The sequence below is a fragment of the Streptomyces sp. NPDC045955 genome, assembly GCF_056430805.1.
Map to the genome: position 1 here is coordinate 12,076 of NZ_JBWKKY010000009.1, position 17,180 is coordinate 29,255.

At 73.5% G+C, this 17,180-nt stretch carries 12 protein-coding genes and 1 pseudogene; 6 read left to right on the plus strand and 7 right to left on the minus strand.

All coding sequences use genetic code 11. The features are described 5' to 3' along the window. The first annotated feature begins 144 nt into the window (after window positions 1-144). Together AC07F0_RS19715 and rfbC are read left to right on the plus strand one after the other, a co-directional pair. Window positions 145-2,085: a glycosyltransferase family 2 protein gene (locus AC07F0_RS19715; RefSeq protein WP_478980483.1), complete on the plus strand. Its 1,941-nt coding sequence runs from the start codon at window positions 145-147 to the stop codon at window positions 2,083-2,085. 4 nt (window positions 2,086-2,089) lie between these two features. Further along, complete coding sequence (rfbC, locus tag AC07F0_RS19720) at window positions 2,090-2,698, plus strand: dTDP-4-dehydrorhamnose 3,5-epimerase (protein ID WP_478980485.1); 609 nt, start codon at window positions 2,090-2,092, stop codon at window positions 2,696-2,698. A 655-nt stretch (window positions 2,699-3,353) separates the two neighbouring features. Here the strand turns inward: rfbC and AC07F0_RS19725 are convergent. The 7 genes from AC07F0_RS19725 to AC07F0_RS19755 form a co-directional block, all read right to left on the minus strand. Continuing rightward, window positions 3,354-4,157 carry a class I SAM-dependent methyltransferase gene (locus AC07F0_RS19725; protein ID WP_478980487.1) on the minus strand — a complete coding sequence of 268 codons (804 nt, stop codon included), beginning with the start codon at window positions 4,155-4,157 and terminating at the stop codon, window positions 3,354-3,356. Beyond that, window positions 4,154-5,032 carry a dTDP-4-dehydrorhamnose reductase gene (rfbD, locus tag AC07F0_RS19730; protein ID WP_478980489.1) on the minus strand — a complete coding sequence of 293 codons (879 nt, stop codon included), beginning with the start codon at window positions 5,030-5,032 and terminating at the stop codon, window positions 4,154-4,156. The genes AC07F0_RS19725 and rfbD overlap by 4 nt, the downstream gene beginning before the upstream one ends. Continuing rightward, window positions 5,029-6,009: a dTDP-glucose 4,6-dehydratase gene (gene rfbB / locus AC07F0_RS19735; protein WP_478980491.1), complete on the minus strand. Its 981-nt coding sequence runs from the start codon at window positions 6,007-6,009 to the stop codon at window positions 5,029-5,031. Before rfbB ends, rfbD begins: the two co-directional genes overlap by 4 nt. Beyond that, the gene (locus AC07F0_RS19740; RefSeq protein ID WP_478980492.1) at window positions 6,006-7,073 is read right to left on the minus strand and encodes a glucose-1-phosphate thymidylyltransferase; all 1,068 of its coding nucleotides are present in this window, start codon (window positions 7,071-7,073) and stop codon (window positions 6,006-6,008) included. The genes rfbB and AC07F0_RS19740 overlap by 4 nt, the downstream gene beginning before the upstream one ends. Before the next feature lie 104 nt (window positions 7,074-7,177). Next, window positions 7,178-7,360 (minus strand): hypothetical protein, encoded by a 183-nt coding sequence (locus AC07F0_RS19745; protein ID WP_020272070.1) that lies wholly within the window; start codon window positions 7,358-7,360, stop codon window positions 7,178-7,180. A gap of 178 nt (window positions 7,361-7,538) precedes the next feature. Beyond that, window positions 7,539-7,958, minus strand: coding sequence for a CBS domain-containing protein (locus tag AC07F0_RS19750; RefSeq protein WP_478980494.1), 420 nt, complete (start codon window positions 7,956-7,958; stop codon window positions 7,539-7,541). Window positions 7,959-8,048: 90 nt separating this feature from the next. Then, window positions 8,049-10,499, minus strand: a complete 2,451-nt coding sequence (locus AC07F0_RS19755; RefSeq protein ID WP_478980496.1) for a SpoIIE family protein phosphatase — start codon at window positions 10,497-10,499, stop codon at window positions 8,049-8,051. Window positions 10,500-10,685: 186 nt separating this feature from the next. Between AC07F0_RS19755 and lanKC the strand changes: the two genes are divergently transcribed. The 4 genes and pseudogenes from lanKC to AC07F0_RS19775 all read left to right on the plus strand — a co-directional run. Further along, window positions 10,686-13,322, plus strand: coding sequence for a class III lanthionine synthetase LanKC (gene lanKC, locus AC07F0_RS19760; RefSeq protein ID WP_478980498.1), 2,637 nt, complete (start codon window positions 10,686-10,688; stop codon window positions 13,320-13,322). Between the two features lie 55 nt (window positions 13,323-13,377). Continuing rightward, window positions 13,378-13,494: a SapB/AmfS family lanthipeptide gene (locus tag AC07F0_RS19765; protein WP_010040504.1), complete on the plus strand. Its 117-nt coding sequence runs from the start codon at window positions 13,378-13,380 to the stop codon at window positions 13,492-13,494. An 85-nt stretch (window positions 13,495-13,579) separates the two neighbouring features. Continuing rightward, window positions 13,580-15,331, plus strand: a complete 1,752-nt coding sequence (locus AC07F0_RS19770) for an ABC transporter transmembrane domain-containing protein (RefSeq protein WP_478980500.1) — start codon at window positions 13,580-13,582, stop codon at window positions 15,329-15,331. A gap of 425 nt (window positions 15,332-15,756) precedes the next feature. Continuing rightward, a pseudogene (locus tag AC07F0_RS19775) lies at window positions 15,757-17,052 on the plus strand (ATP-binding cassette domain-containing protein); the annotation flags it as partial. Between the last annotated feature and the right edge of the window lie 128 nt (window positions 17,053-17,180).

The following is a 17,180-nucleotide window of genomic DNA, read 5'->3' on the forward strand; positions in this document are numbered from 1 at the left end:
TCCGCAGCTCAGTTGCCGGTGGCCGGAGATGATCACGGCCCGGTCTCGAAAGGTGAGGCGGCATCGCCGACCGGGTTAGCATCGGGCATCACGCAAGACAACAGGACGTCTACGGCAAGCGACCCGAAGGGGCCCGGAAACCCGATGCCGGTCAAGGTCAGCGTCATCGTCCCCGTGTACAACCCGGGGATCTACATCGAGGACTGCATCGCCTCGCTCCAGAGGCAGTCGCTGCCTCCCGAAGAGTACGAGGTGATCTTCGTCGACGACGGCTCGACCGACGAGACACCGGACCGGCTCGACGCGCTCGCGGCCGAGGACTCCCGGATGAAGGTCATCCACCAGGAGAACTCCGGCTGGTCGGGCAAGCCCCGCAACGTCGGCATCGAAGCCTCCCGCGGCGAGTTCGTCATGTTCGTCGACAACGACGACTACCTGGGCGACGAGGCCCTGGAGCGGATGTACGACTACGGCGTCGCCAACGGCGCCGATGTCATCGTGGGCAAGATGGCCGGCAAGGGCCGAGGGGTGCCGGTGGAGCTGTTCCGCCGCAACCATCCGCGCGCCACGGTCGAGAACGCCCCGCTCATCGACAGCCTCACCCCGCACAAGATGTTCCGCCGTGCCTTCCTGGACCGCATCGGCCTGCGCTTCCCCGAGGGCCGGCGGCGCCTGGAGGACCACGTCTTCATCGCCGAGGCGTATCTGCGCGCGGAGAACGTCTCCGTGCTCAGCGACTACGTCTGCTACTACCACCTCCGGCGCGACGACGGCTCCAACGCCGGTTTCGAACGATTCGATCCGGTCGGCTACTTCAGGAACCTCCGCGAGGCCCTCGACGTCGTCGAGCGGTACACCGAGCCGGGACCGGTGCGCGACAAGCTCTTCCGGCGTTGGCTGCGCGTGGAGATGGTCGAGCGGCTGCGGGCCCGGCGCTTGCTGAAGCTGCCGGACGACTACCGCAGGGAGCTCTTCACCGAGATCCACGAGGTCGTCGTCGAACGGTTCGGTCCGGGCGTCGCGGCCGGGCTCCAGCCGACGCAGCAGGTCGTCGCGGCGCTGACCGCGGCCGACCGGTACGACGACGTCGTGTCCTTCGCCCAGTGGGAGGCGGGTGTCGCCCCCAAGGCGTCCCCCGGGCACGTGGAGTGGCAAGGCGGCTCCCTCAGCATCGGCTTCACGGCCGAGTACACCTCCGGCGGCGAGCCGATGACCTTCCCCGCCGGCGCCGAGGCGACACCGCTGGACGACGCGCCCAAGGACGTCACGGAGGCGGTGGAGTGGGTGGCCGCGCAGACCGCCGCGCGCTTCGGCCAGGCCACCGCCGACCTGCTGCTGCGGGAGCGGTCCAGTGCCGCGCAGTACTTCCAGCCCGTGCGGTTCACCCGCGAGACCGTGCCCGTCGGCGACGGCGAGGAGGTCCGGCTGGTGCTGCGGGCGACCGCCACCGTCGATCCGGCCGACCTGCCGCGGGACGGCGTCTGGGACGCGCTCGTCCGGGTCAAGCTGGGCGGCTGGACCAAGGAATGCCGGCTCGGCCCGGCGCCGATGGCGAGTCGGCCCACGCCGGACGCCGGGGTCGTCGGTGGCCGTGCGGCGCTGCCGTACTGGACGGAACCGCACGGCAACCTCTCCCTGGAGCTCGGCCCGCGGGGCAAGCGCCTCGGGCTGGGCCGCGCACAGCAGTCCGCCGTCACCGTCACCGAGGACCAGGTGCGGGCGCGGCTTCCGCTGTACGTCCCTGGCGACACGGAGGTGCGGCTGCGGTTCGTCTCCGCCCAGCAGATCTTCGAGGCGCCCGGCACGCTCTCCCCCGCCGCGGGCGGGACGGGCGCGGTGCTGGCGGCGGCGCTGCCCGCGGAGAGCCGCTCGTGCGGGGTCTGGCGGGTGGCCCTGTGCCTGGCCCCGGACGCCGCCCGGCCGCTGTACACCGGGCTGCCGTTCGCGCTGCGCGCCGCGGGTGGGCGTGTGCAGGTGGCGCCCGTGCCGCAGCCGGGTGTCGCACTGCGGTTGGCGCGCCGTGCGCGGCGCGTGCTCGGTGCCGCGCGCCGGAAGGTTTCCCGTCTCAGGATCGGAGGGCAGTGACAGCATGCGACCACTGGGGATAGAGGGCGCCTGGGTTCTGGAGCCCAAGGTCTTCCCCGACGACCGGGGCAGCTTCCACGAGTGGTACCGGGGTGCGGAGTTCCGTGAGGCCACGGGCTACGACCTGTCCCTGGCCCAGGCCAACTGCTCGGTCTCCCGGCGGGGCGTGCTGCGCGGTGTGCACTTCGCGGATGTGCCGCCCAGCCAGGCCAAGTACGTGACGTGTGTGCGCGGTGCCGTCCTGGACGTGGTGATCGACATCCGCGTGGGCTCCCCCACCTACCGGCAGTGGGAGGCCGTACGGCTCGACGAGGACACCCGGCACGCGGTGTTCCTCGCGGAGGGGCTGGGCCACGCGTTCATGGCCCTGACCGACGACGCGACGGTGGTGTACCTGTGCTCGGCGGGCTACGCCCCGGAACGCGAACACGGCATCCACCCGCTCGACCCGGCCCTGGGCATCGAGTGGCCCGACGGAATCGAGCCGCTCCTGTCCCCCAAGGACGAGCAGGCGCCGACCCTGGCCGAGGCGGAACGCGAGGGCCTGCTGCCGTCGTACGAGGCCTGCCTGGCGTATTACGAGGAGCTGCGGGGGCGGCAGCGGGACGGCTGACGTCCACGTCCACGGCACCCCTCGGGGCGTCGCCACCCGGACCGGGCGCGACGCCCCGAGGGGGGTCCCGGGACGGGCCGGACAAGAGTCGGGACGCCCGAGGGTGACCCGGCCCGGGCCGGACCGGGCGCGTGCCGGGTCCCGGCGCGGGCCAGTTCCCGGCGCGGGCGCGCGCTGAACCCGCCCCGCCCCTGCGGACACCCCCGGCGGAGAACCGGGGCGGCCTCGTCCTGGTGCAGCGTGCAGTGCCCGAGGCCGAGCCGGACGGTCTGCGGTGTGTGCGGGCCGGGCGGCATGCGGTTCTTGAGACCGGCGCCCGCCGCAGCACGGAGAGGCTCACTTCGCCGACACGCCGTGAGGCCGGGCCGCGCAGCGCACGCGACACGCCGCCGGGCCAGTCCGCGTGGCACCCACATCACGTCGTAGGACCGGCCCGCCCGACGCCCGGACACGCCCCAAGGGGCCGGGCCGCGCGCCGCACGGGACACGCTGGGGGCTGCGCGGGCACTGCTGGGCTCGGAGCCCGGGGCCGGCAGCCGGTCCGGACGAGGCTGGTTCGGCAGGGCTCGGTCCGGTCCTCCCCGAAGGCCCGGGCGCGCGCAGCGCCCGGGCCCGGATCCGCAAGGCGTCGGGAAGGCCGACGGCGCCGGAGGGGTCAGCGGCTGACGCCCACCTGTTCCAGGGCCTTGCGCAGAGGCTCCCAGCCGATGGAGCGGGGCAGGCCGCGGTTGCGGGCCTGGACGAGGGGGCGCCAGAAACCTGCTTCCACGAGGGCCTCGGGGCGCACCGCACCGGCCCGTTCCAGGATCGCCTCGGGGACCTTCTGGGGGTCGGGGACCTTGTACTCGGCCATGATCTCGTCGTACTTGTCGTGCAGGACCCGGTTGTTCGGGTCGGCGCCGAAGACGACGAGCTGGCCGGTGGGCGCGGTGTCCACCTGGACCGTCACCAGGTCGGGGCGGTAACGCGCCAGCACCTCGGTGATCTTGAAGACGTCGCCGGTCCAGGCGTTGGTGTGCCGGTCCCGGGCCGCCTCGTCGATGCTGCGCGGCAGCATGTCGTCGAGGACGATCACGCTGGACCAGTCCGAGTACTTCTCGACGTTCATGAAGTCGCGCAGGGCGAACTCGAACAGGTGCATGCCGTCGATGAACGACAGGTCCAGCGTCGTCTTGCGCCAGTAGCCGATCGGGCTGCGGCCGCGGCGCAGGTTGCGCAGCGGGTGACGGCCGCCCTTGAGGTGCTGGAGGGGGTTGTCGCGGGCGAAGAAGTCGTCGCTGGTGGCCTTCACCAGGTGGACGTCGCACCTCAGCTCCGAGACCACCTTGAAGGCGGGGTCGATCGCGATGCTGGGGACGCGGGACAACGTCAGGCTGCGGCCGTCGTTGACGCCGATCTCCAGGTAGTTGCGATTGGCGCTGACCTTGTGCAGTTCCCGGAGGAACTCATGGCGTTTCACGAAGGGGGACCTTCCTTGCGGATACGGGGCAGTGCTTCGTGCAGGGCGGAGCGCCAGTCACGCGGCAGCGGCAGGCCGATCTCCTGCCACCGGCGGTGCGCGAGGGCGCTGTACGCCGGGCGGGGCGCGGGCCGGGGGAAGGCCGCGCTGCTGGTGGGGCGGACCCGGTCGGGGTCGGCGCCGATGAGGGAGAACACCTCGCGGGCCAGCTCGTACCAGGTGGCCTCGCCGGAACTGGTGGCGTGGAAGACGCCGTGCGCGTCGGGGCCGAGCCGTATGCCGAGGTCGGCGATCCGTTCGGCGACGTCCGCGCTCCAGGTGGGCTGCCCGCGCTGGTCGTCGACGACGTCGAGGGTGTCGCGGCGGGCTTCGAGACCGATCATGGTCCGCACGAAGTTAGCGCCGTGGACCCCGTAGAGCCAAGCCGCGCGCACGATCGCGCTCGCCCCGGGCAGTTCCTCCAGTACGGCCCGCTCCCCGGCCAGCTTGGTGCGGCCGTAGGCGGTGCGCGGACCCGTCGGGTGATCCTCCGGGTAGGGGGTCGTGCGGGCCTCGCCGGAGAAGACGTAGTCCGTGGAGACGTGGATCATGCGGGCGCCGTGCGCGGCGCAGGCCCGGGCCAGCAGGCGCGGTCCCTCCCCGTTGATCTCCAGGGCGCGGGCCTCGTCGCTCTCGGCGTCGTCGACGGCCGTGTACGCGGCGCAGTTCACGACCAGGTCGGGCCGGTGGTCACGGACAGCCATGTCGACGGCCGCGGGCCGGGTGATGTCCAGGGCCGCCCGGTCCAGGCCCACCACGTCCTCGCCGCGCCCGGAGAGTTCCTCGACCACGTCATGGCCGAGCATGCCGCCCGCCCCGGTGACCAGCCACCTCATGCCCGCTCCTGGGCGACGCGCTGCTTGAGGGGCTCCCACCAGGCACGGTTGTCGCGGTACCAGGCGACGGTCTCGGCGAGGCCGGTGGTGAAGTCGTGGCGGGGGCTGTAACCGAGTTCGTCGCGGGCCTTGGACCAGTCGACGGAGTAGCGCAGGTCGTGGCCCTTGCGGTCCTCGACGTACTCCACCCGGTCCCAGTCCGCACCGCAGGCCTGAAGGAGCAGGCCGGTGAGTTCCTTGTTGGTGAGCTCGGTGCCGCCGCCGATGTTGTAGACCTCGCCGGGCCGGCCCTTGGTGCGGACGAGGTCGATCCCCTGGCAGTGGTCGTCCACGTGCAGCCAGTCCCGGACGTTGCGGCCCTCGCCGTACAGCGGCACCTTGTGGCCGTCCAGGAGGTTGGTGACGAACAGCGGGATGACCTTCTCGGGGAACTGGTGCGGGCCGTAGTTGTTGGAGCAGCGGGTGACGCGCACGTCCAGGCCGTGAGTGCGGTGGTAGGCCAGGGCGAGCAGGTCGGAGGAGGCCTTGGAGGCCGAGTACGGGGAGTTGGGTTGCAGGGGGTGGTCCTCCGGCCACGAGCCGGTCTCGATGGAGCCGTAGACCTCGTCGGTGGAGACGTGCACGAAGTGCCCCACGGCGTGGCGCAGGGCGGCGTCCAGCAGGGTCTGGGTGCCCAGCACGTTGGTGCGGACGAAGTCGGCCGCGCCGGTGATCGAGCGGTCCACATGCGACTCGGCGGCGAAGTGCACGACCTGGTCCGCGTCGGCCATGAGCTTGTCGACCAGTTCGGCGTCGCAGATGTCGCCCTGCACGAACTCCAGCCGGGGGTGGCCGAGTTCGAGGTTGTCGAGGGTGCCGGCGTAGGTGAGCTTGTCCAGCACGGTGATGCGCGGCGCGTCGGGCGCGTCCGAGGCGAGCAGGGCGCGGACGTAGCGGGAGCCGATGAACCCGGCTGCGCCGGTGACAAGGAGGTTCATGAAGTGATCTGTACCTTGCTGTGGTCTCCGAGGACGAAGCGGTGGGCGCTGGGGACACTGGGGGCCGGAGTCACCTCGACGTGGCGGCCTATCAGCGAGGCCTCGATCCGGCCGACGCCCTGGATCGAGGAGTCCCGCAGCACGATGGAGAACTCGACTTCACTGTCGGTGATCCGGCAGTTCTCCGCGATGGAGGTGAAGGGACCCACGTAGGAGTTGCTGATGACGGTTCCGGAACCGATGACGGCGGGGCCGACGATGCGGGAGTTGACGATCCGCGCGCCCTCCTCCACCACCACGCGACCGATGGTCTCCGACGCGGTGTCCACGTCGCCGTCGATCCGGCGGTCCACGCCCTCGAGAACCATGCGGTTCACCTCGAGCATGTCGCCGACGTTGCCGGTGTCCTTCCAGTAGCCCGTGATGACCGTGGAGCGCACGTCGGCGCGGGAGTCGATCAGGTGCTGGATGGCGTGGGTGATCTCCAGTTCGCCGCGCCAGGACGGTTCGATGGCGCGGACCGCTTCGTGGATCAGGGGGGTGAACAGGTAGACGCCGACCAGCGCCAGATCGCTCTTGGGCCGGTCGGGTTTCTCCTCCAAGCCGATGACCTGGCCGGAGTGGTCGAGTTCGGCGACACCGAAGGCGCGTGGGTCGGCCACGCGCGTGAGCAGGATCTGGGCGTCGGGCCGGTTGCCGCGGAACTCGTCGACGAGGTCGGTGATGCCGCCGACGATGAAGTTGTCGCCGAGATACATCACGAAGTCGTCGTCGCCCAGGTAGTCCCGGGCGATCAGTACCGCGTGGGCCAGCCCCAGGGGCCGCTCCTGGGGGATGTAAGTGACCTTGAGGCCGAACTGCGACCCGTCGCCCACCGCTTCCTCGATCTCCGCGGCAGTGTCCCCGACGATCATGCCCACGTCGGTGATGCCGGCCTCGGCGATCGACTCCAACCCATAGAAAAGCACGGCCTTGTTGGCCACTGGCACCAGTTGCTTGGCCGACGTGTGTGTGATCGGCCTCAGTCTTGTTCCTGCGCCGCCGGACAGCACGAGAGCCTTCATTCGGTTCACCTTAGTCGTGATCCGGCGGATGTGAACATCACTTCTTTTAGTTGTCGATGCGCGGAGTTACGCCCCTCGTCACCGCGCGGCCCCCCGGGGAGCGGTCAGTCCTCGCCCCTGACGATGTTCCAGTCCGGCTCGGAGCGCGCGGTCCGGGTGGTGGCCCGGTCCTCCACGGCGGGGAGGCAGGTCCGCAGCGCGGCCTTTCCGCGCAGGCGGCGTGCCTTCGACCAGCCGGTCTCGGGCCGACGGGCGAGGGGCTTGTCACTGGTCTCCATGGTCGTCACGGCTCATCATCTTCCTTCTGCGTTCCGCTGCTGTCCGAGTCCCCATGAACAGTGCGGACAAACACGAGTCGTGACGTCTCGGCCGCGCCGTGAAGTCCCGTGCGGCTCAAGGCTGTTGTCCCGACCTGCGGCGGTCCCGCGCAGCGTGCGCGCGGGACCGGCCGGCCGGGTGCTGTGATCAGGTGTTGGGGCGAGCGGCGCTGATGTCGCCCAGCGCCGAGTCCGGGTCGCGCTCCATGGCCATGTCGCCCAGGGAGACGATGCCCACGGGGTGGCCGTGGTCGACGACCGGGATGCGGCGCACGGAGTGCTCGCGCATCAGCTCCACCGCTTGGTCCAGATCGTCGTCGGGGCTGACGGTGACCAGGTCGTCACTGCACGCGCCGGCCACGGTGATCTGCTCCGGGTCACCGCCCTGGCTGATCGACCGGACCACCAGGTCACGGTCGGTGACCACGCCGCGCAGATCGTCGCCGTCCGTCACCAGGACGACGCCGAGGTCCTCGTCGCGCATGATGCGGGCCACCTCGGCGACGGAGGTCTGCGGCTCGACCGTGGCCGGATCGCTGGTCATGATGTCGCGGACATGCTGAGCCATGACGTTCCTCTTCCTTCGGCTCGGGTTCTCCGTCTTGCGCCGCCCGGGTACCCGGCGAACCGGCCCGGTCACAGGTGATCGTGGAGGTGTTCACCGCCCGAGCACGATCTCCGCCCACACCTGCTTGCCGCCGCTGACCGGCAGGGTCCCCCACGTCGCCGACAGGGCCTCGACGAGGAGGATGCCCCGGCCGCCCGTGGCCTCCCAGCCGATGCTGGTCGGCCGGACCGGGCTGCGCGGCGAGGCGTCGGCGATGGCGACGCGCAGGCGGTTGCTGATGAGGGTGAGGTCCATGCGGACCTGGCCGTCGGTGTGGACGAGGGCGTTGGTGACGAGTTCGGAGACGATGAGCAGGACGGCGTCGATGTCCTCGGTGACGCCCCAGGAGCGCAGGGTGCGCCGGGCGAAGCGGCGGGCGTGCCCGACCGCCTGCGGGACGCGCCACACCGTCCAGCTCTCCCGCAGCGGGCGCAGGTCCATGCCGTCGTAGCGCAGGAGGAGCAGGGCGACGTCGTCGCTGCGCGGGGCGTTGCCGAGGAGGGCGTCGGCGAGGAGCCCCAGGTCGGCGGGGGAGGCTTCGGCCAGCCGGCCGGCGAGGCGGTCCATGCCCTCGTCGATGTCGGTGCCGGGCGTCTCGACGAGCCCGTCCGTGGCCAGGGCGACCACGGTGCCGGGCGGGAGGCGCAGCGGGCTCATGGGGAAGTCGGCCCGGTTGATCACCCCGAGGGGCGGGCCGCCCTCGGCCTCCGCGATCTCGGTCCGGCCGTCCGGGTGGCGCAGCACCGGCGGCAGGTGCCCGGCGCGCACGCACCAGGCGGAGCCCTCTTCCAGGTCGACGTCGACGTAGGCGCAGGTGGCGAAGAGGTCGCTCTCCATGTCCATGAGCAGCCGATTGGCGTGCGCGACCACCACGTCGGGCGGATGCCCCTCGACGGCGTAGGCGCGCAGGGCGGTGCGCATCTGGCCCATGAGGGTGGCGGCGCCCGCGCTGTGGCCCTGGACGTCGCCGATGATCAGGGCGACGTGGTTGTCGGGCAGCGGGATGACGTCGTACCAGTCGCCGCCGAGTTCGAGTCCGGCCGTGCTGGGCAGGTAGCGGGCGACGGCCACCGCGCCGGGCAGCCGGGGCAGGCGGCGCGGCAGCAGCTGGCGCTGGAGCATGCCGACGAGTTCGTGCTCGGCGTCGAAGGCCCGGGCCCGTACCAGGGCCTGTCCGGCGAGGCCGGCGCAGGCGGTGAGCAGCGCGCGCTCGTCGGTGCCGAAGTCGTGCGGGGTGTCCCAGCCGATCAGACAGGCTCCGGCCATGCGGTTCCCGGCGGGCAGCGGCAGGACGGCGAGGCCGCCGGGGCCGACCTCGGCCAGGGCGCGTTCCAGGGGGCTGCCGGCGGGCCAGATCCGGGCGCGGCCCTCGCGCAGCGCGGCGGCGAGGGTGGGCATGGCGCGCACGGGCGCGTCGGGCCACTCGCCGCGCCACTCGGTGCGCCACAGCTCGGGCCAGACCTCCGGTTCGGGCGGGTCGAGGACGGTGACGACGAGCCGGTCGCTCTCCAGCTCGGCGAGTGCGATCCGGTCGGCCCTGAGCGGCCGGCGCAGCGCGGCGACCACGGCGTTGCCGACGTCGCGGACGGTGACGGCGGTGGCCAGCGCGGTGGCCAGGCGCTGGACACGCGCCACGTCGGTGACGTCGGAGCGCAGGGTGGAGGCGTCGGCGACGGTGCCCACGAGCCGAGCGGGGTGGCCCTCGCCGCCGGGCAGGAGACGCCCGCTGAGCCGGAGCCACTTCGGCGGTCCGGTGGGCTGGAGCACGCGGAACTCCAGCTCACGGTCGCCGATGGACATGTGGTCCGCCTCCACGACGGACATCAGCGAGGGCAGGTCCTCCGGCACGGTCAGGCCGAGCAGGGTCTCGACCCGGCCGTCGAACTCCCCGGGGTCCAGTCCGAACAGGTCCAGCAGATCGTCGCCGACCCGGACGCGTCCGGTGTCCATGGCGAGGCTGAAGGCGCCCGGCGGCAGTTCACCGCCCTCGGCGAGCGCGGCCGGCGCGGTGAGGGCGACCGCCTCGGAGATGAGTTCCAGGCACTTGCGGTCGTCGGTGTCGAACCCGGCGGGGCGCTCGCTCACGGCGAGCAGGCAGCCGCCGCCGTCGCCGTGCACGGGCAGGGCCATCAGATGGAAGTCCCGGGACGGCACGCGCCGCGCCTGGGCGTGCTCGGCGAGTTCGCCCGGGCCCATCGAGACCGGCCGTCCACCGCGGTACGCCTCCGCGACCGGGGACCGCCCGGCACGCGGGTAGCTGTCGCGCAGGCCGTACAGCGTCCTGGGCACCCCGGCCGACTCGGCGAGGCAGAGCAGTTCGCCGTCCTGACCGGGCGCGTACACGGCGACGAACGCGGCGCCGGCGAAGACGAGTGCCTGTTCGAGGGTGCGGTGCACCCGTGCGGGTGACTCCTGATCGGCCGCGATCGCTTTGAGGGCACCTTCGGCACGCAGCGTTCGCGTTCCGCGCTCTTCGGCGCCCTCACTGACCACGTTGGCCATTACAGCGCTTATGAGACACCTGCGCAGCCCCTGTGAGCATTCCGTGGAGCCGGACCGGTGCGGGCGCTCGAAAGCCACCGAACATGTCTTGACCCATGCGTTCCGCACGGAGTTCTCGTGACAGGCGTGACTGTCGGGGCCCACCGCGTGGCTGGAAGGCTCGGTGCCCGTCACGGAGGGGGACGCATGGACAAGCGGTACGAGGTGTACGCGCTCGCCGACCGGCATTTCTACGAGACGCCGGACCGGCTGGCGCGGGGCGGGCAGGATGCCGCGCAGGGGGCGGCCGCGCACCTCTACGGGACGGCCCGCCGGCCGGTGCCCCAGGGCTGGGAGGCGGCGCGGATCGGCGACTGGCTGACGATGACGCCGCTCGGCGCGGACGGCGAGCCGGTGCAGGGGCCGGCGCAGGGCTGGAAAATCCACGCCTCGGCGACCCGGGCGAACGCGGAGCAGATCGCCGGGATCGTCTGGGACTACTGCGTCGAGCGGCGGATCCCCTTCAAGTTCGTGCCGGGACCGCACCTGCTGCACCTGCGCAACACCAAGTACGCGCCGCGCGACGGCAGCGGAAAGTTCGGCACCGTCTATCCGGCCGGCGAGGAGCAGCTGCACGAGGTGCTGCGCGAGCTGGGGGCGCTGCTGGAGGGGTTCGAGGGGCCGTACATCCTGACCGACCTGCGGTGGGGCGAGGGTCCGCTGTACGTCCGGTACGGCGCCTTCGCGCGCTCGTTCGTCGTGGACGAGCGGGGCTCGCTGGTGCCGGCGGTGCGGGACGGCGAGGGGCGGCTGGTGCCGGACCGGCGGGCGCCGTCCTTCCAGGTGCCGGAGTGGGTGACGCTGCCGGAGTTCCTCAAGCCCCATCTGGACGCGCGCAACAACACGACGACGGGCGACCTGCCGTACCGCATCGAGAAGGCGCTGCACTTTTCCAACGGCGGCGGCGTGTACGCCGGCACCGACACGCGCGACGGGCGCAAGGTCGTGCTGAAGGAGGGCCGGCCGCACGCCGGGCTGGCCTCGGACGGTGCCGACGCGATCGCCCGGCTGGAGCGGGAGAAGCGGGCGCTGGAGCAGGTCGCGGGCACGGGTGTGGTCCCGGAGGTGCGCGACTGGTTCGAGCTCGGCGGCCACCGTTTCCTGGTGATGGACTTCCTCGAGGGCCGTCCGCTCAACTCGTTCTTCGCCGAGCGGCATCCGCTGCTCGCCCACGATCCCGAGCCGGAGGCCGTCGCCTCCTACACCGCGTGGGCGCTGCGCATCCACCGCAGAGTGGAGGAAGCCGTGGCGGCGGTGCACGCGCGCGGCATCGTCTTCAACGACCTTCACGTCTTCAACATCATGGTCGCGCCGGACGAGGAGACGGTCTTCCTCCTCGACTTCGAGGCGGCGGCCCCGGCCGGGGAGAACGGCCGCCAGGTCGTCGCCCACCCGGGCTTCTTCGCGCCGCCGGACCGGCGGGGCGCGGACGTCGACCGCTACGCCCTGGCCTGTCTGCGGCTTGCCCTGTTCCTGCCCGTGACCACGCTGTTCGTGGTCGACCGCGGCAAGGCGGCACATCTGGCCGAGGTGATCGCGCAGCAGTTCCCGGACGTGCCGCGGGAGTTCCTCGACGAGGCGGTCGCCGAGATCACGCGGGAGGCGTCCGGCCGCACGGTGGCCGCTCCGTCCCCTCCGGTGGACCCCGGTGACTGGCCGTACAGCCGCGACTCGATGGTCAAGGCGATCCTCGCCTCGGCCACCCCGGAGCGCGACGACCGGCTCTTCCCGGGCGATGTCGCCCAGTTCTCCGACGGCGGCGGGCTGGGGATCGCCCACGGCGCGGCCGGGGTGCTGTACGCGCTGGACGCGATCGGCGCCGAGCGGTACGAGGAGGGCGAGCGCTGGCTGCTGGCCCGGACGGCCCCGGCCCCGGTCGGCACGCCGCTCGGCCTCTACGACGGGCTCGCGGGCGTGGCCCTGGTCCTGGACCGGCTCGGGCACCGGCAGCGGGCGCTGGACCTGGTCGAGGGCATCCTCGCGGAGCGGTGGCAGAACCTCTCCTCCGACCTGCACGGCGGACTGGCCGGACTCGGCCTCGTCCTGGGCCACTTGGCGCACACCACCGGGGAAGCGGAGCTGCGCGCGCGGGCCGACGAGGCCGCCCGGATCCTCGTGCGACGGCTCGCCGAGCCGCTCCCGGCCACGCCCCGGCCGCGCGCCGGACTGCTGCGGGGCGCGACCGGTCCGGCGCTCCTGCTGCTGCGGCAGTACGAGTGGACCGGCCGGACCGCTTGGCTGGAGGCGGCGGCCGTGGCACTGCGCCGGGACCTGGAGTCCTGTGTGACCCGCGAGGGCGGTGCGCTGGAGGTCGACGAGGGCTGGCGGACCCTGCCCTACCTCGGCGACGGCAGCGCGGGAATCGGCATGGTCCTCGACGACCTCGTGGCCCATGTCCCGCACCTGGCCGGGGAGTTCGGCCCGGCCCGCTCCGGGGTGCTCACCGCGGCCACCTCACGCTTCTACGCGCAGCCCGGGCTGTTCCAGGGCCGCGCCGGAATGATCCTCCACCTCGGCCGCACCACCGAACCGGGCGCGACCGCGGACCGGCTGGCCGCCCAGATCGCCGGACTCGGCTGGTTCGCGATGGCCTACGAGGGCCAACTCGCCTTCCCCGGCCACCAGATGATGCGGCTGTCCATGGACCTCGCCACCGGAACGGCAGGGTGCCTGCTGGCGCTCGGCGCGGCCCTCGACCCGGCGACCGACGCCCACCTGCCGTTCCTCCCGCCGCCGCACCGGCGGCCCACCGATACGCGGCTCCGCGATCCCGCGGAGTCGTGACACCACCCCGTCCCCACGGATGACCACGGACGGACACCCAACGGAAGGACACACCATGGCACTTCTCGACCTGCAGACCATCGAGTCCGAGGAGCGGACGGACGGTGGCGGCGCCAGCACGGTGAGCCTGCTCTCCTGCATCAGCGCGGCGAGCGTCCTGCTCTGTCTCTGACCGACGGTCCGCGGCATGGCTCCGGGCGGCCCTCTCCCTTCGGGGAGGGGCCGCCCGGGGTCCTCCCGTTTCCCGAAAGGCCCGTATGACCACGCGTGGTGACGACGACCCGGCGACCGGACACGCCCGCGCGCTGCTGCGTACGGCCACCCGGTACAGCGGGGCCCGCTGTGCGGCGCTGTGTCTGGTCAGCACCGCAGCGACCGGTGCCGGACTGCTGCTGCCGACCGCGCTGGGCCGGGCCCTCGATCTTCTGCTGGCGCAGTCCCCGGCGACCCGCTGGGTGCTGTACTGCGCCGGCCTCGTGCTGCTGCTCGCCCTGCTCGACGCGGCCCAGACCGTCCTGACCGGGACCGTCGACGCCCGCAGCACCGCGTGGCTGCGCCGCCGGCTGACCGGGCACGTCCTGGGCGCCGGCCCGCGGGCCGCCGACCGCTTCGGCTCCGGTGACCTCGTCGCCCGCCTGATCGGCAACGCCGCCGAGGCGGGGACCACTCCGGCGGCCCGTGCGGCGCTGCTCGCCGCCCTCGCGGGTCCCCTCGGGGGTGTGGTCGCGCTCGGCCTGATCGACTGGCGGCTCGCGGCCGTCTTCCTCGCCGGAGCGCCCGTACTGACCTTCCTGCTGCGTGCCGTCGCCCGGGACACCACGCAGAGCGCGACGCGTTACCAACGGGCCCAGGGCCGGATCGCCGCCGCGCTGGCCGAGGCCGTCGAGGGCTTCCGCACCGTCCGGGCGGCGGGTACGGAGGACAGGGAGACGGCCCGTGTGCTGCGGCCGCTGCCCGGCCTGTCCGAGGCCGGGTACCGCATGTGGGGGGTGCAGGGGCGCGCCGCCGCACAGGCGGTCGCCGTGGCTCCGCTGCTCCAGCTCGGGGTCGTCGCCGTGGCCGGTGTGCTGCTCACCCGGGACCTGCTGTCGGTGGGCGAAGTACTCGCGGCCTCGCGGTACGCCGTGCTCGCGACGGGCGTCGGCGTCCTGGTCGGCCGGCTCGCGGGCCTGGCCCGGGCCCGGGCGGCGGCCCGGCGCCTCGGCGAGATCCGGGCCGAGCCCGTCATCGCCTTCGGCGCACGGCGGCTGCCCGACGGGCCCGGGCGGCTGGAGCTGCGCGGCGTGACGGCCCGGCGCGGCGGACGCCCCGTCCTCGACGGAGTCGACCTCGTCGTACCGGGCGGCACGACGCTGGCCGTGGTCGGCCGGTCGGGCGCGGGCAAGTCGCTGCTGGCCGCGCTCGCGGGGCGGCTGGCCGACCCGGACGCCGGCGAAGTGCTCCTCGACGGGGTGCCGCTGCGCGAGCTGCCGCACGACGCCCTGCGGAGCGCCGTCGGATACGCCTTCGCCCGTCCGGCCCTCCTCGGCGGCACGGTCGAGCAGGCGATCGGACTCGGCCTGGCGTCCCCCTCCCCCGGCCGCATCCGCGAGGCGGCCCGCACGGCCCTCGCCGACGACTTCGTCCGCCGCCTCCCCGCGGGATACGGCACGCCCGTCGCCGACGCCCCGCGCTCCGGAGGCGAATCCCAACGGCTGGGTCTCGCCCGGGCGTTCGCCCACGGCGGCCGGCTGCTGATCCTCGACGACGCCCTCTCCAGTCTGGACACGGTGACGGAACGCCACATCACCGACGCCCTCCTGGGCGACGGCCCGGCCGGAACCCGGCTCCTGGTCGCCCACCGCGCCGCCACGGCCGCGTGCGCCGACGCGGTGGCCTGGCTGGACGGGGGGCGGGTGCGGGCGGTGGGGCGGCACGAGGAGCTGTGGCGACTCGCGGCATACCGGGCGGTGTTCGGGGAGGGGGCGGAATGGGCGCTCGCCGGAGCCGGGAGCGAGGCAGAGGCATGACGGACAGCCCCGTACGCACGGACAGCGGTACGCCCCCGCCGGCGCGGGGCGGCCTGCCCGCACGGGGCCTGCGCTTCCTGCTCGCCCGGTGGCGGGTCCTGCTGCGGCTCACTGCCTGGTCGGTGCTGGAGACCGGGCAGACCTTCCTCATCGGGTACGGACCCGCCCGCGCCCTGGACGACGGGTTCCTGCGGGGACGACCGGATGCCGGACTGGTCTGGCTGGCGGTGGCCGGGCTCGGTGTCCTGGCCGGGGCGTACGGGACAGGACGGGTGTACGCCGCCGTCGCCGCGCTGGTCGAACCGTTCCGGGACCGGCTCGTGGAGCGGGTGGTGGCCCGAGGGGTGCGGACCGGTGACGCGAGCTCCCTGTCGGGGCTCACCCAACAGGTGGAGATCGCGCGGGACACCTTCGCCGGGCTGGTCATGGTCTCCCGCTCCTTCGTGTTCACCGCCGCCGGTGCCCTGGCCGGGCTGTTCACGCTCGCCCCGCCGCTCCTGCTGGCCGTCGGGCCGCCCCTGGCCGCGGGGGTGGCGCTGTTCGCGGCGACACTGCGGCCGCTCGCCCGGCGGCAGGAGGCCTTCCTCGTCGCCGACGAGGCCCTCGCGGGACACCTGGGCACCGTCTGCCCGGGCCTGCGGGACATCACGGCGACCGGCGCCGAGACGCATATCGCCGTCGGCGCCGCCGACCGGGTCGAGGCGGAACTGCGGGCGGCGCGCGCCCTGGCCCATTGGGGCGTACTGCGCGTGGCGTCCCTGGCGGTCGGCGGCCAGCTGCCGATCGTGCTGCTGCTCGCCACCGCCCCCTGGCTCCTCGCCCACGGCGTCACCACGGGCGCCCTGGTCGGTGCCCTCGCCTACGTCACCCAGTCCCTGCTGCCCGCCCTGCGCAACCTGGTCCACGGCCTCGGCACCAGCGGCTCCCGCCTGACGGTGGTGCTGCGCAGGCTGACCGCGGCGGGTTCCGTCGGGACCGAGGGAACGGGCGGCGACGTGACGCGGCCGCGGCCGGACCGGGGCGTGGAACCCCACCCCGCGGACGCGACACAGCAGCACGAGGGGCGACGCCCCGCCCCCGGCGCCCGCGCCGACGGGCCCCGCGGCGCGATCCCGGAAGCGGTAGAGGCCGCCGACGGCACACGCCGCACGCCCACCGTCGCCGACGGCACACACGGCACGCCCACCGTCACCGAGGGCACCGACGGCACCCGCCGCACGCCCACCGCCACCGCCACCGGCCGGACCGACCCCGCCGCCCCCTCACCCTCGCCCTCACCCGCCCCCTCTCCCCCGGCCCTGTCCCTCTCCTCCGTCACCTTCGCCTACGGGCCCGCCAGCGCCCCCGTCGTCGACGGGCTCGACCTCACCCTCCCGGTCGGCTCGCACCTGGCCGTCGTAGGGCCCAGCGGCGCCGGGAAGTCCACGCTCACCGCCCTCGTGGCCGGGCTGCTCACACCGGACGAGGGCACCGTCACGGTGAGCGGACACCCCGTGCCCGGGCCGGAGGCGGCCGCCGCGCGGGTGCTCATCCCGCAGGAGGCGTACGTCTTCTGCGGCACTCTGGCCGAGAACCTCGCGTACCTGCGTCCGCACCCGGTGCCCGAGGAGGAGCTGCGGGCCGCGGCCGAGGCGGTCGGACTCACCCCGCTGGCCGGCCGGCTCGGCGGCCTCGATGCCCGGGTCGATCCGGCCGCCCTGTCGGCCGGCGAACGGCAACTGGTCGCGCTGGCCCGGGCCTACCTCTCGTACGCCCCGCTCGCCCTGCTCGACGAGGCGACCTGCCATCTGGACGCCGAGACGGAGGAGCGCGCGGAGCGGGCCTTCGCCGCGCGGCCGGGCGGGACCCT

Excerpts from the sequence above, each read along its gene's own strand:
- AC07F0_RS19715 (WP_478980483.1), top strand. The coding sequence starts at position 145 with ATGCCGGTCAAGGTCAGCGTCATCGTCCCCGTGTACAACCCGGGGATC.
- rfbC (WP_478980485.1), top strand. The coding sequence starts at position 2,090 with ATGCGACCACTGGGGATAGAGGGCGCCTGGGTTCTGGAGCCCAAGGTC.
- rfbD (WP_478980489.1), bottom strand. The coding sequence starts at position 5,032 with ATGAGGTGGCTGGTCACCGGGGCGGGCGGCATGCTCGGCCATGACGTG.
- rfbB (WP_478980491.1), bottom strand. The coding sequence starts at position 6,009 with ATGAACCTCCTTGTCACCGGCGCAGCCGGGTTCATCGGCTCCCGCTAC.
- AC07F0_RS19740 (WP_478980492.1), bottom strand. The coding sequence starts at position 7,073 with ATGAAGGCTCTCGTGCTGTCCGGCGGCGCAGGAACAAGACTGAGGCCG.
- AC07F0_RS19750 (WP_478980494.1), bottom strand. The coding sequence starts at position 7,958 with ATGGCTCAGCATGTCCGCGACATCATGACCAGCGATCCGGCCACGGTC.
- AC07F0_RS19755 (WP_478980496.1), bottom strand. The coding sequence starts at position 10,499 with ATGGCCAACGTGGTCAGTGAGGGCGCCGAAGAGCGCGGAACGCGAACG.
- lanKC (WP_478980498.1), top strand. The coding sequence starts at position 10,686 with ATGGACAAGCGGTACGAGGTGTACGCGCTCGCCGACCGGCATTTCTAC.
- AC07F0_RS19765 (WP_010040504.1), top strand. The coding sequence starts at position 13,378 with ATGGCACTTCTCGACCTGCAGACCATCGAGTCCGAGGAGCGGACGGAC.
- AC07F0_RS19770 (WP_478980500.1), top strand. The coding sequence starts at position 13,580 with ATGACCACGCGTGGTGACGACGACCCGGCGACCGGACACGCCCGCGCG.